Source organism: Phenylobacterium sp. (genome assembly GCF_044372605.1).
Lineage (GTDB): Bacteria > Pseudomonadota > Alphaproteobacteria > Caulobacterales > Caulobacteraceae > Phenylobacterium.
Genome location: NZ_JBILRO010000084.1, coordinates 1 through 12,648 on the forward strand (window position 1 = coordinate 1; position 12,648 = coordinate 12,648).

Below are 12,648 nucleotides of genomic sequence, written 5' to 3' on the forward strand. Positions count from 1 at the left end.
AAGCAGATGTTCCCCGCTGACCGGTGATCCAGCCTACCGCACTGACTTTCGAGAAAGGCCATCGGATCGCGGTCCACGTGACCTCGTCAAACGCACCGCGTTTCGAGGTCAATCCCAACACCGGAGAGAACACCTACGGAAAGGCGAAGCCGCGCGCGGCGGTAAACACCATCTGTATGGATGCGTCGCGTCCCTCTGCGGTGGTGCTGCCGTTGGTTTACCCGGCCGAAGGCAGGTAACAGGCCGTCGCCCCAAGGTCCGGGCGGTCATCAGACTGCATCCACTGGGCGAGTAACGCGTTGTCGAAGGACGCCCTGTCTGTCACAGGCAGGGGTCTTCCGTCAGACTTGACCCCTCAGGAACTCCGTCAAATGGGCGAGACCGAAACTTCCATGAGCCTGTCGCGCGTCATCACCGACCTGACGGGGCAGGGCATTCAGGACCGTTACAACGCTGTTCGCCAAGCGACGGAGGGCCTGACGCGATCCTTGACTCCCGAGGACATGGCGGCTCAGTCGATGCCCGACGCCAGCCCCACCAAATGGCATCTGGCGCATACGACGTGGTTCTTCGAGACCTTCCTGCTGGTTCCAAGAGCGCGAGGCTACAAGGTCTTCGATCCCCGCTTCAGCTACCTTTTCAACTCATACTACGAGGCCGTCGGACCCCGGCAGCCGAGACCGGCGCGGGGAATGCTGACCCGGCCGTCGCTGGCCGATGTGATGGCCTACCGGGCCCATGTGGATGCTGCCATGACCAGGCTTCTTGCCGTCCGGGCGGACCGGGCGATGCATGACCTGGTCGAACTGGGCCTGGCGCATGAGGAACAGCATCAGGAGCTGTTGCTGATGGACATTCTGCATCTCTTCGCCCAATCGCCGCTCTCACCAGCCTTTGCGCCGCCGCGTCCCGCAACGCCTTCTCAGCCCCTCTCCCCGCTCACCTATGTCGGATTTCAAGGTGGCCTGGTCCAGATCGGCCATGGCGGGGAAGACTTCGCGTTCGACAATGAGAGCCCCGCCCACAGCGTATGGCTGGAACCGTTCCGCATCGCCGACCGTCTCGTCACCAATTCAGAGTGGCTGGCGTTCATGGCGGACGGCGGCTATCGCCGGGCGGAACTCTGGCTGGCGGACGGATGGGCCCTGGCGCAGGCCGAGGGCTGGCGAGCGCCGATCTACTGGCATGACGACGACAATGAATGGCGCGTCATGAGCCTGCATGGCCTCAGGGCGCTCGATCCCGCAGCGCCGGTCAGCCACGTGAGCTACTACGAGGCCGATGCCTATGCGGCCTGGGCCGGCGTCCGGCTACCGACCGAGGCTGAATGGGAACATGCCGCAACCTCCACCAGCTTCCAGAATGGCGAGGCGGGCCGAGGCCAGCTCGACGCGCGTGCGGCGTCGCCCGGCGTCGGGCTCCGGCAGATGGCCGGTGAGCTCTGGCAATGGACGCGCAGCGCCTATCTGCCCTATCCGGGCTTCCGGACCGCGCCCGGCGCGGTGGGGGAGTACAACGGCAAGTTCATGTCGGGTCAGTTCGTGTTGCGAGGCGGCGCGTGCGTCACGCCTGCCGGTCACACTCGGCCCAGCTACCGAAATTTCTTCCATCCGGGCCAGCGCTGGATGTTCTCAGGGGTCCGGTTGGCCTGCGATGGTGCCGGAGACGGGCTTGAGGTTTCGGATTTCGAGCAGGATGTGCTCGAGGGCCTTTCGAAACAGCGGAAGTCGATCCCGCCAAAGCACTTCTACGATGCCGCCGGCTCTGATCTGTTCGAGGCGATCACCGGGTTGCCGGAATACTACCCGACGCGGACCGAGGTGGCGCTGTTGCAGCAGGCTGCGCAGGAGATCGCCACCCACATTGCGCCAGGTTCGGCGCTCGTTGAGTTTGGCAGCGGCGCCAGCGTCAAGACCCGCATTCTGCTGAACGCAGCGCCGCAAGCGGCGGTTTACGCGCCGATCGATATCAGCGCCTCTGCTCTTGAGGCGGCCGCCATAGGGCTGCGGGTAGACTATCCCGGCCTGGTGGTTGCGCCGCTTCGCGATGACTTCACGAACGCCATATCCTTGCCTGCGGCCTGCGCCGGGCGGCCCGTCGTGGGCTTCTTCCCCGGCTCCACCATCGGCAATTTCACGGGGTTGGAAGCGAAGGCCTTCCTCAGGAGCGCCCGACGCCTGCTGGGCGACGGAGCGGCATTTCTGGTCGGCATTGATCTGGTCAAGGACGAACCGACGCTGGTGGCCGCCTACGACGACGCCCGGGGCGTCACCGCCGCGTTCAACAAGAACCTGCTGGTTCGTATCAATCGCGAACTGGGTGGAACCTTCGATCTCTCCGCTTTCACGCATCGCGCGCGCTGGAACGCGGCGGACAGCCGTATCGAGATGCACCTTGAAAGTCTGAAGCCCCAGGTCGTCGAAGTCTGCGGCGCGACATTCCGGTTTGAGGCAGGCGAGACCCTCCACACCGAGAATTCTCACAAGTTCACCCTGAGCGGGTTTTCCGATCTCGCGCAATCCGCCGGCTGGTCGCGTGAGGCGGAGTGGGTGAGCGCCTACCCCGCCTTCGCCATTGTTCTCCTGCGCGCCTAGAGGTCCAGGAGACGAGTGCGCCCGCCGCCGCGTGGGGCTTCGCCGCCCTTGTGGCCGGCTGTGGCGGCCAGATCGCGATCCTTGGCGACGCTGCGCTTCTCACCGGGCACGCTGGCGCCGCCCTTGCGCGCGATGTCGAGGCGGCGTTGCGGCGACAGGAATTGGCCTTCGACTATAGGGGAAGTTGAACCCGGGCGGTAAGGCCGCCACCCGCGCGGTTGATCAGGCTTACGTCGCCGCCGTGTCCCCGGGCAATGGAGCGCACCACAGCCAGACCAAGCCCGATCCCGCCGGTCTCCCGACTGCGAGAAGGCTCGCGGCGATAGAAGGGTTCGAAAACCTTCTCGCTGTCGGCCGGGGGAATTCCGGGACCGTCATCATCGATTTCAACAACGGCGCTCCCAGCGTCGGAAAACACCCGCGCGCGGGCCTGGCCGCCAAACTTCACGGCATTTTCCAGCAGGTTCGACACCAGTCGCCGCAGCGCCATGGGGTCTCCCTCAAGGATTACCTTTTCGCTGCGCTCGACTTCGGTGCTTGAACCCGTTTCGGCCATCTCATCGCAAAGGCTTTCCACCAGGGAGGAGAGTTCCAGCAGCGTTCGCTCGCCGGGTCGGGTGGCGTCACGCACAAAGGCCAGGGTGTCTGCGATCATCTCCTCCATCTGGTCCAGATCGGCGGCATATTTGCGCCGTTGATCCTCAGGCAGGCTCTCGATGCGGAAACGGAGGCGGGTGAGGGGCGTGCGCAGGTCATGGGCGATGGCGCCCACCATGGCGGTGCGATCCTCGACATAGCGGCGCAAGCGCCCCTGCATTTCGTTGAAGGCGCGGGCGGCGACGCCGATCTCGGCCGGACCGTGGACCTCAAGCGGTGGCGCGCCGGGATCCCGCCCCAGACGTTCGGCGGCGTCGGCGAATACCTGGATCGGCCTGGTCAGCCGTCGTGCGAAAAGCCAGGTTATCGGGGCCATCGCCAGAGCCGAGAGGGAAAACCAGATCGCCAGCCGCTTCTGCCAGTTGGTAAGGCCGAAACTGGGCTTCGGTTGAATAACAAGCCAGGATCCGTCCGCCTGGCGTACCCCCAGCTGAAATGGAGCGATCAGGATGTGTTGATCGTCAGCGCTGCTGCGCGAGGCACGATCGCGGACAACGCGTCCGACATTCCGGTCAGATATGGGGCCGCGCTCGCCGGCAATGATTATGTCGGTCTCGGGAATTTTCAGGTCTGCGGCGAACTTCGTCCGGATTGCTGCGAACGCTCCTCCCTTGAGTTCAGGCGCCGGCGCCTCGGAGCGCACATCCCGGATGAGCGGCCGGCGATCGTTCGGCACAGATTGACGGCCGGCGTAGGTACTCTCGATTTCCGAGAGCCTGTAGAAATCCGGCGCCGGCGGAGGCAGCAGAAAGAGCAGCAAGGTGCTTGTCGCCCACGCTGCCACAAGCGCCAAGCCGGTCAGGGTCAGGAGTTGCACCAGCAGGGGTGCGCCCGGACGCCGGGTAGAGGTCACGCGCGCTTGACCTTGACGGTGAACATGTAGCCCTCGTTGCGAACAGTGCGGATCAGGTCGTGGTTGCCGCCGCCGTCGTCCAGTTTGCGACGCAGGCGGCTGATCTGAACATCGATTGCGCGATCAAAGGCGTCGGAATCCGGTCCCCGGGCAAACTCCAGCAGTTGATCGCGTGTGAGCACCCGCTGCGGTCGCTCGACAAAGGCCCGCAGCAGTGAAAACTCACCCGAGGACAGGTTTACCACCACGCCGGGGGGTGAGCGCAGTTCACGCCGCACCAGATCCAGTCGCCACCCGGCGAACTCGCAGCCCGCGCCGAGCGCATTGCCGGTCGATCTCTGTTCCGCGCGACGCAACACCGCTCGCACCCGGGCCAGAAGTTCGCGAGGATTGCAGGGCTTGGCCAGATAGTCGTCGGCCCCGAGTTCTAGCCCCACGATCCGGTCCGTATCCTCGCCCATCGCCGACAGCATGATGATTGGCGGGCAACTGTCAGAAGAGGTCAGCCGCCGGCAGATCGCCAGCCCGTCCTCGCCCGGAAGCATCACATCCAGCACGATCAGATCAACCGGGCCGCGCTCCAGCGCGCGCTCCATTTCCTGGCCGTCCGCCGCCGTTTCCACACGATATCCGTGGCGTCCCAGGAAATCGGACACGACGTCGCGGATTCCCGCGTCGTCATCGACCATCAGAATTCGGGCGCCCGCGTCGGCCATATCGATTGTCTGCTCCATGGCCGGGAACCTGGGTGCGGCCCGTAACAAACGAATGTCTATCCTGAAACGTGAACGGTTCGGAGATCAATCTCCGGCCAGCACCGCGTCCGACACGAACGGATTGGTCAGGCGCTCCTGACCGAAGCTGGACATCGGACCGTGACCGGGCACGAAACGCACGTCGTCACCCAGTGGCCAGAGTTTCTGCGTAATGGCGTCGATCAGGTCCTGGTAGTTTCCACGCGGGAAATCGGTGCGTCCGATGCTGCCCTGGAACAGCACGTCGCCCACCTGCGCGAAGCGGGCCTCGCGGTTGAAGAAGACCACGTGGCCGGGGGTATGGCCGGGACAATGGATCACCTCGAACACCGTCTCGCCGAGCGTTACGGTGTCGCCGTCCTGCAGCCACCGATCAGGCGTGAATGTCCGGGCCTCCGGCATGCCCCACTTCGCACCGGATGCGCTGATTTCATCGATCCAGAAGGCGTCGTCCGGATGCGGCCCTTCGATGGGCACACCGGTGAGGGCCTTCAACGCCGCCGTGCCCCCGGCATGATCCAGGTGGCCATGGGTGATCCAGATTTTCTCGAGGGTCAGACCCTGCTCCTGCAGTGCGGCCATCAGGCGCGGCACCTCACCGCCGGGATCGATGATCGCCGCCTTCATCGTCTTCACGCACCAGACGATGGTGCAGTTCTGCTGGAGCGGGGTGACCGGCGCGATGAGGGCGCGGATCGGCAAGGGGCGGGGCTGAGGCGTTGGAGCGTTCATGTCGCCCCTATGATCGTGCCTCTTGGCTCACATGAAAAGGCCCGGGTTCGCACCCGGGCCAATCCAGTGTTCTGATCAGGAGCCCGGCATGGGCGGAACCGGCCCCGGAGGCGCGTCGGCGTCCAGTTCGTGGACCTCGCCCGGCTCTCCGTGCGCCACGTGGCTCTTGCGATAGCCGTAGAGGAAATAGACGACCAGACCGATCGTCGCCCAGGCCGCAAACATGATCTGCGTATCCTGCGGCAGGCTGAAGAACAGATAGACACAACCCGCTGCCGCCAGCGGCGCCACGACGTAGATCGCCGGCGTCCGGAAGGGTCGATTGCGACCGGGATCTGTCCGGCGGAGCACCAGAACCGCCACCGCCACCATGGCAAAGGCGAACAAGGTGCCCGAGTTAGAGATATCGGCCAGGATTCCCACCGGGAAGAAGGCGGCGAACAGGGCCACGAACACGCCGGTGATCATCGTGATGATGTGCGGCGTCTTGTACTTGGGATGGACGGTGGAGAGGATCGGCGGCAACAGGCCGTCGCGGCTCATGACGAAGAAGATCCGGGTCTGGCCGAACATCATCATCAGGATGACCGAGGGCAGGGCCAGACCTGCCGCCAGACCGATCAGGTTGCCGATCTGGGGCCAGCCGATTTCCCGCAAGGTCCACGCCAGGGCTTCCTTGGAGCAGACGACCTTGGCGTCGCCGATGGCCGCGCAGGCGGCGCTGAGTTCCGGGCTTCCGGGACGAAGGCCCGCGCCATCGGCGCCAAGCACCGGCTGGGCGCCAACCGTGCCGATCACGCCGGCCGCCACCAGAATGTAGAAGATCGTGCAGATGCCAAGCGATCCGATCAGGCCGATCGGCATGTTGCGTTGAGGGTTCTTGGTCTCCTCAGCCGCCGTCGAGACGGCGTCGAAGCCCACGTAGGCGAAGAAGATGGAGGCCGCAGCCGCGCTGATGCCGCCGAAGCCCAGCGGTGAGAAGGGCTCGAAATTCTCCATCTTGATGACAGGCACCGCCAGCACGATGAAGAGCAGGAGGGCGGCCACCTTGATGCAGACCAGGAAGGCGTTGACCGCTGCAGACTCCCGCGTGCCGACCACCAGCAGGGCCGTGACCAGCAAGGCGATACCCATGGCCGGCAGATTGATCATCCCGCCATCAAACGGGCCCCGCACCAACAGGTCGGGAATATCCAGATGAAGGGCGTTTTCGAGCAGTCCGACAACATAGCCGGACCAGCCCACCGAAACGGCGCCCGCAGCGACGGCGTACTCCAGGATCAGCGCCCAGCCCACCATCCAGGCCAGCATCTCGCCCATCACGGCGTAGCTGTAGGTGTAGGCCGAGCCGGAAACCGGCACCATGGCTGACATTTCCGCGTAGCAGAGCGCGGCAACCGCGCAGACAAAGCCGGCGATCACGAAGCTCAGCATCATACCCGGGCCGGCCTTCTGGGCCGCTTCCGCGGTCAGCACGAAGATTCCAGTACCGATAATCGCACCGATCCCCAGCATGGTCAGCTGGAACGCGCCCAGGGACCGTTGCAGGGATTTCTTCTCGGCCGTCGCCAGAATGGCGTCCAGCGACTTAACGCGCCACATTGTTCCTCCCACCAGCGGCCCCCGGCCGCTCTGTAAAATCACTGTCATGACCGTGGCTCGCTTGCAGCGGTCCGGTCAAGCACCAAGCACTGGCGGGCGCGTCGGCTTGCGGCTAGAGGCGCAGGAATGTTGCCGATCCATGAGGCCTTGCCCGCATTGAAGGCGGCCCTCTCCGCCGGGCCCAGCGCCGTGCTTGTCGCACCGCCCGGGGCTGGCAAGACCACGGTGATCCCGCTGGAACTTCTTGGCGAGGCCTGGCGGGGTGATGGGCGGATCATCGTCCTGGAGCCTCGCCGCCTCGCCGCGCGCGCTGCCGCCGAGCGCATGGCGGCCACGCTGGGCGAGCCGGTAGGCGAGACGGTCGGCTTCCGGGTCCGGATGCAGTCGCGGGTGTCCGCGCGCACCCGCATCGAGGTGGTCACCGAAGGTGTCTTCACGCGCATGATCCTGGCGGACCCCGAGCTTGCCGGCATCGCCTGTGTGATCTTCGATGAGTTTCACGAGCGAAGCCTTGATGCAGACCTGGGTCTGGCGCTGGCCATCGACACCCAGCGCCTGCTCCGCGGCGACCTGCGCCTTCTGGTGATGTCCGCCACGCTGGATGGCGCGGCCGTGGCGCGGTTGCTGGACGGCGCGTCGGTGATCGACAGCCAGGGGCGGATGTTTCCGGTGGAGACCCGCTATCTTGGCCGCGATGATCGCCTTCGCCTCGAAGACCAGGTGGTTCGGGCGGTGGAAACGGCTCTGACCGAGCAGCCTGGAAGCCTGCTGGTGTTCCTGCCGGGGCAGGGCGAGATCCTGCGTACGGCCGAGCGGCTCGCTGAGCGACGACGCCCCAATGTGGAGATCGCGCCGCTCTACGGAGCACTGGACCCTCGGGACCAGGACCGCGCGATCCGTCCCTCCCCTGAGGGGATCCGCAAGGTCGTCCTGGCCACCTCCATCGCCGAGACCAGCCTGACCATTCAGGGGGTGCGGGTGGTGATCGACTGTGGGCTGGCCCGTGTCCCGCGCTTTGATCCGGCTTCGGGCCTGACGCGCCTGGCCACCGTGCGCGTCAGCCGCGCTGCCGCTGACCAGCGCCGGGGCCGTGCCGGGCGGACGGAGCCGGGGGTGTGTTACCGACTTTGGGATGAGGCAGAGACCCGCGCCCTGCCGGCCTATGCGGATCCCGAGATCCTGGACGCCGATCTGTCGGGTTTGGCGCTCGACCTTGCCCGTTGGGGCGCGAAGGACGCCGCCGATCTGGCATTCCTCGATCCGCCGCCCGCCGCGGCTTTCACTGAGGCCCGCGCGCTGCTCTCCCGCCTGGACGCGCTGGACAGTCACGGCGTCTTGACCGCGCACGGTCACGCCTTGAGCGCCGTGCCCCTGCCGCCACGGCTGGCGCATATGGTGCTGAAGGGTGCGGACACCGGTCAGGCCCTGCGCGCCGCCCGCATCGCCGCCCTGATCACCGAGCGCGGTCTCGGCGGTCGCGACGTCGACCTGCGCCATCGTCTGGAGGGCCTGGACCGCGACCGCTCGCCGCGCGCCCGCGATGCCCGGGCGCTGGCCGACCGCTGGGCGCGGTTCGCCGCGAAGGCGGGAGACGCCGAACCCCTGTCCGACGGCCTGCTGCTCGCATTTGCCTATCCCGAGCGCGTGGCGAGGGCGCGGGGCGGGCAGGGGGAGTTTCAGCTGGTCTCCGGACGCGGGGCCTTTCTGGAACCCACAGACGCGATGGCGCGCGAACCCTGGCTGGCGGTGGCTGAACTGGGCGGCGGCGACCGCCGCGACCGTATCCTGTTGGCCGCGCCGCTGGATCCCGCCGAGCTGGCGGCCTTTGAGCACCAGTTCGAGATCGAGGATCGTCTTGAGGAGACGGGTCAGGGACGCCTGCGCGCCAAGCGCCTGACCCGCCTGGGTCGACTGACGGTGCGCGAGGAGATCCTCGACAATCCCGACCCGGCCCTGATCGCCGGAGCCCTGGCCGATCGGGTCCGTCGAGACGGACTGGCGACCTTGCCCTGGAGTCCGGCCACGGCAGCCCTCCGCGAACGCGCCGCCTTCCTGCGTGCCCGGGACGCCGTCTTGCCGGATCTGTCAGACGCCGCCTTGGTGGCCACCCTGGACGGCTGGCTTGAGCCGCTGCTCGTCGGGGTTCGGGCGCTCAATGCTCTGAAGCCTGATGCCCTGGACAACGCGGTCCGGTCATTGATCCCGTGGGACCTGCAGCGCCGCCTGGACGCTGAGGCGCCGGCACGCTGGACCGCGCCGACCGGGAACAGCTTCGTCGTCGACTACACAGCCGAGACCGGGCCTCGCGTGGATGTGCGGGTGCAGGAGGTGTTCGGGCTCACCTCGCACCCCGCCGTGGGCGGCGTACCGCTGACCATGTCTCTGCTGTCTCCCGGCCACCGTCCGATCCAGACGACCAGGGACCTGCCCGGCTTCTGGAAGGGTTCGTGGAAGGACGTGCGCGCCGACATGCGAGGCCGCTATCCCAAACACGTCTGGCCGGAGGACCCCTCGGTGGCCCGTCCCACGGCCCGGGCGAAGCCTCGGGGGACGTGAGGTCGATCCCATTCATGAGGCTTTCTGATGCACAGCTCTTCGGAACGGTCGGACTGATCCTCGGAGAAGATCCGCGCCATCTCGGGGTTTGATGGAGCGACCGCCGCCTGTGCGAACACATGACCGGCCACCATCATGCTCATCAGGAGACCGATTGCCCAAATCCGCAGGCCGTTCTCCCACTTACCCCGTGGCCGCATAGATCATGATCCCCGTTGCTACGGACAGGTTCAGGCTATCGGCCCGGCCGCGCATGGGAATCTTCACATTGACGTCACACAGAGCGGCCAGGTCCGGCGTCAGGCCCTGCTGCTCGTTGCCCATCAATAGCAACACAGGCCTGGCGTAGACTGCCTCGCGGTGGTCGACTTCAGCGGAGAGCAGGGTGCCCACCACAGAGCCCGGCCAGCCCGCGCGCCAATCCGTAAACTCAGCTTCCGTCGCCATCGTCAGCGGCACGGCGAAGATCGAGCCCATGGTGGCGCGCACCGCCTCGACAGACCAGGGATCGCAACATTCACCCACCAGGATCACGCCGCCGCAACCTGCCGCGTCGGCGGTGCGGATGATGGTCCCCAGATTGCCGGGATCGCGCACCCGATGCAGGGCCACAAAGCAGGGCGCGGCTGCCGGATCGATTTCGGCGAGTGGTCTGAAAACCTGCGGAAATACGCCCACCACGGCCTGAGGATTGTCCCGCCGCGACACCTTGGCCAGGATGTCCTGCGTCACCTCGATCACTTCGCCCCGGGCCTGCAGCGTCGCCCGGATCGCGTTCTGAAGCAGGGGGTGGTCCGCAGCGCCCTGGCCGTACAACAGGATCTTCGGCGCATGGCCTGTTTCGACGCCTTCGATGACGGTCTTCAGGCCCTCGGCGACGAACAGTCCCGTCTCATCGCGTTCCTTGCGCATGTGCAGGGCGCGGACCGCCTTGACCGTCGGGTTGGTGAGGGATGTAACGGTGCGCGCGCTCACGGCGCCCACCGGGCGTAAAAGCTCATGCCAATGGCCCGGTCGCCCGAGTCCTCCGTCAGGGCCAGTTCGCCCCATTCGATCCCGCCGCCCCGCGAGCCCAGTTTGTCCGCCAACAATCCGGCCAGCGCCGCGCCGGAGATCCGTTCGGCATAGGCGTTCAAGACGAGGAAGCTGGAACTACTGGAAAGAAGTTGAGCACATAACGCCGTAAGTTCAGGTAAGTCCTCGAACAGCCGCCACACCTCACCCGTGGGGCCACGTCCATATTTGGGCGGATCAAGGATGATCCCCTCATACTGCGACCCTCGCCGGACCTCCCGTTGGACATATTTGCGTGCGTCCTCGGTGATCCAGCGGATCGGACGATCCGTCAGGCCAGAGAGCTCGGCATTCTCCCGTGCCCACCCGACCGCCTTCTTCGACGCATCAACGTGGGTCACCGCCGCGCCGGCCGCAGCCATCACCAGACTGGCGACCCCGGTATATCCGAACAGGTTCAGGACCCGGGGCTGTCCGCCGGCGGCCCTCACCTGACCATCCAGCCAGGCCCAGTTAGCCGCCTGCTCCGGAAAGAACGCCAGATGCCGGAACGCCGTGAACCGGCCATGGAACTTCACGTCGCCCCAGCTCAGCGGCCAACTCTCCTGCGGGCGCTCCCGGAACCGCCAGTTGCCGGCTTCATCCTCATCGGTGGGGTCGAACACGGCGTCGGCGGTGTCCCAGTCGGCGGGGGGCAGGCGAGGGGTCCACATCGCCTGGGGCTCTGGCCTGACCACGCGATAGGGGCCATACCGCTCGAGCTTCCGCCCGCCGCCGCTATCCAGCAGCGCGTAGTCGGCCCAGCCGGTGGTGCGCATCACGCCAGGCGTCTCGGCGATCCGGGGCGGGTTCATGAGCGACCTTGAAGCCGAACCCGGCCCGCGCGTCCAGCCCCTGCCGCTTGGTCATGGATTATTGCGCTCATGTGACAAAGGCTTGTCATCAGCCCGGAACTAGGCTCCGCTGTGCGTGCTAATGAAGTGGGGAGACTCCATGAGCATGATCGCAGCTGCGACGCGGAAAACCGCGCGCAAGGCGAAAGGGGATGGCCACCTTCGAAGGGCCGAGATCCTTAAAGCCGCCGAACGCATCTTTGTGGCCGAAGGCTATGAGGGCGCCACCATCCGTCGCATCGCCGACGAGGTGGGCGTGTCCTCGACGGCCCTCTACATGCATTTTCCGGACAAGGCGGCGATCCTCCACGAGATCACCGAGATCACGTTCCGGGTGTTGCTGGCCCGAAACAGCGAGATTGCGGGCTTGCCTCTTGATCCGGTGGTGCGGGTTCGGATGATGCTTGAGGCCTACATGCAGTGGGGGTTCGAGCAGCCTAACGCCTATCAGCTTGTCTATTGTCAGCGGGGTCCGGTATCGAACACCCCTTGGCCCGAGGGCGCCACAGACCTGAGCCGCCAATGTTACGACACCTTCTTCGACGTGGTGCGCGAGGTAGCCGCCAGTGGCCGCCTGCGGACGGGCACGGGCGACACGGCGGCCAAGGCGCTGTGGATGGCCTGCCATGGCGTGGTGGCCCTCGCGACCAGCCGCCCCGCCTTTGGTTGGGAAGACCTGGACGAGATCATGACCGTGACGCTGGACGGCATGTTGCACGGGCTGGTCATCGACTGATCCTGGGCCTGGCGTTGGTGTCGGCGCCGCTAGGCGTGCAGGCCGCGCCCCGCGTCCTGTCGCTGGACCAGTGCGCCGACCAGTTCGTCATGGCGCTCAGCCCGCGCGACGCGATCGTAGGCGTCTCAAGTCGCGCTGATGATGCCGATTCCCGCCTCCGGCTTCTGGCCAGTGGTCTGCCAAAGCGCCGGGTTGATCTGGAATCCGTACTGGCGGCGCGGCCTGATGTGGTGGTCCGTTACTGGGGCGGGGAGCC

The 12,648-nt window shown here is 66.1% G+C and carries 11 protein-coding genes and 1 pseudogene; 5 read left to right on the plus strand and 7 right to left on the minus strand.

Annotated features, from left to right (window positions below; genetic code table 11):
• Positions 1-23 precede the first annotated feature (23 nt).
• Both ACIQ42_RS08860 and egtB read left to right on the plus strand, forming a co-directional pair.
• Complete coding sequence (locus ACIQ42_RS08860) at positions 24-239, plus strand: CocE/NonD family hydrolase C-terminal non-catalytic domain-containing protein (RefSeq protein WP_397421837.1); 216 nt, start codon at positions 24-26, stop codon at positions 237-239.
• Positions 240-392: 153 nt separating this feature from the next.
• Complete coding sequence (egtB, locus tag ACIQ42_RS08865; protein ID WP_397421846.1) at positions 393-2,594, plus strand: ergothioneine biosynthesis protein EgtB; 2,202 nt, start codon at positions 393-395, stop codon at positions 2,592-2,594.
• Here the strand turns inward: egtB and ACIQ42_RS08870 are convergent.
• The 5 genes from ACIQ42_RS08870 to ACIQ42_RS08890 all read right to left on the minus strand — a co-directional run bounded on the left by ACIQ42_RS08870 (position 2,591) and on the right by ACIQ42_RS08890 (position 7,193).
• Positions 2,591-2,770 carry a general stress protein gene (locus tag ACIQ42_RS08870; RefSeq protein WP_397421847.1) on the minus strand — a complete coding sequence of 60 codons (180 nt, stop codon included), beginning with the start codon at positions 2,768-2,770 and terminating at the stop codon, positions 2,591-2,593. The two genes, egtB and ACIQ42_RS08870, sit on opposite strands and share 4 nt — an antisense overlap.
• On the minus strand, positions 2,767-4,104 hold the full coding sequence (locus tag ACIQ42_RS08875; protein ID WP_397421838.1) for an ATP-binding protein: 1,338 nt from the start codon (positions 4,102-4,104) through the stop codon (positions 2,767-2,769). Before ACIQ42_RS08875 ends, ACIQ42_RS08870 begins: the two co-directional genes overlap by 4 nt.
• A complete protein-coding gene (locus ACIQ42_RS08880; RefSeq protein ID WP_397421839.1) occupies positions 4,101-4,838 on the minus strand; it encodes a response regulator in 738 nt (245 codons plus the stop codon). The genes ACIQ42_RS08875 and ACIQ42_RS08880 overlap by 4 nt, the downstream gene beginning before the upstream one ends.
• A 66-nt stretch (positions 4,839-4,904) precedes the next feature.
• Positions 4,905-5,591, minus strand: coding sequence for an MBL fold metallo-hydrolase (locus ACIQ42_RS08885; protein WP_397421840.1), 687 nt, complete (start codon positions 5,589-5,591; stop codon positions 4,905-4,907).
• Positions 5,592-5,666: 75 nt separating this feature from the next.
• On the minus strand, positions 5,667-7,193 hold the full coding sequence (locus ACIQ42_RS08890) for an amino acid permease (RefSeq protein ID WP_397421841.1): 1,527 nt from the start codon (positions 7,191-7,193) through the stop codon (positions 5,667-5,669).
• Between the two features lie 126 nt (positions 7,194-7,319).
• On the opposite strand from ACIQ42_RS08890, the gene hrpB reads away from it, so the two are divergent.
• Positions 7,320-9,749 (plus strand): ATP-dependent helicase HrpB, encoded by a 2,430-nt coding sequence (gene hrpB / locus ACIQ42_RS08895; protein WP_397421842.1) that lies wholly within the window; start codon positions 7,320-7,322, stop codon positions 9,747-9,749.
• Positions 9,750-9,932: 183 nt separating this feature from the next.
• Here the strand turns inward: hrpB and ACIQ42_RS08900 are convergent, their stop codons facing one another.
• Together ACIQ42_RS08900 and ACIQ42_RS08905 are read right to left on the minus strand one after the other, a co-directional pair.
• The gene (locus ACIQ42_RS08900; RefSeq protein WP_397421843.1) at positions 9,933-10,724 is read right to left on the minus strand and encodes a TrmH family RNA methyltransferase; all 792 of its coding nucleotides are present in this window, start codon (positions 10,722-10,724) and stop codon (positions 9,933-9,935) included.
• Positions 10,721-11,617, minus strand: coding sequence for a class I SAM-dependent methyltransferase (locus ACIQ42_RS08905; RefSeq protein ID WP_397421844.1), 897 nt, complete (start codon positions 11,615-11,617; stop codon positions 10,721-10,723). Before ACIQ42_RS08905 ends, ACIQ42_RS08900 begins: the two co-directional genes overlap by 4 nt.
• 139 nt (positions 11,618-11,756) lie before the next feature.
• Between ACIQ42_RS08905 and ACIQ42_RS08910 the strand changes: the two genes are divergently transcribed.
• Entirely contained in the window at positions 11,757-12,392 is a 636-nt protein-coding gene (locus ACIQ42_RS08910; RefSeq protein ID WP_397421845.1) for a TetR/AcrR family transcriptional regulator, read from the plus strand.
• 17 nt (positions 12,393-12,409) lie between these two features.
• Positions 12,410-12,648 (plus strand): annotated as a pseudogene (locus ACIQ42_RS08915) (ABC transporter substrate-binding protein); the annotation flags it as partial.

Bases quoted from the DNA above. Each gene is read 5' to 3' on its own strand.
- ACIQ42_RS08905 (WP_397421844.1), bottom strand. From the start codon at position 11,617: ATGAACCCGCCCCGGATCGCCGAGACGCCTGGCGTGATGCGCACCACC.
- ACIQ42_RS08880 (WP_397421839.1), bottom strand. From the start codon at position 4,838: ATGGAGCAGACAATCGATATGGCCGACGCGGGCGCCCGAATTCTGATG.
- hrpB (WP_397421842.1), top strand. From the start codon at position 7,320: ATGTTGCCGATCCATGAGGCCTTGCCCGCATTGAAGGCGGCCCTCTCC.
- ACIQ42_RS08890 (WP_397421841.1), bottom strand. From the start codon at position 7,193: ATGTGGCGCGTTAAGTCGCTGGACGCCATTCTGGCGACGGCCGAGAAG.
- ACIQ42_RS08885 (WP_397421840.1), bottom strand. From the start codon at position 5,591: ATGAACGCTCCAACGCCTCAGCCCCGCCCCTTGCCGATCCGCGCCCTC.
- ACIQ42_RS08910 (WP_397421845.1), top strand. From the start codon at position 11,757: ATGAGCATGATCGCAGCTGCGACGCGGAAAACCGCGCGCAAGGCGAAA.
- egtB (WP_397421846.1), top strand. From the start codon at position 393: ATGAGCCTGTCGCGCGTCATCACCGACCTGACGGGGCAGGGCATTCAG.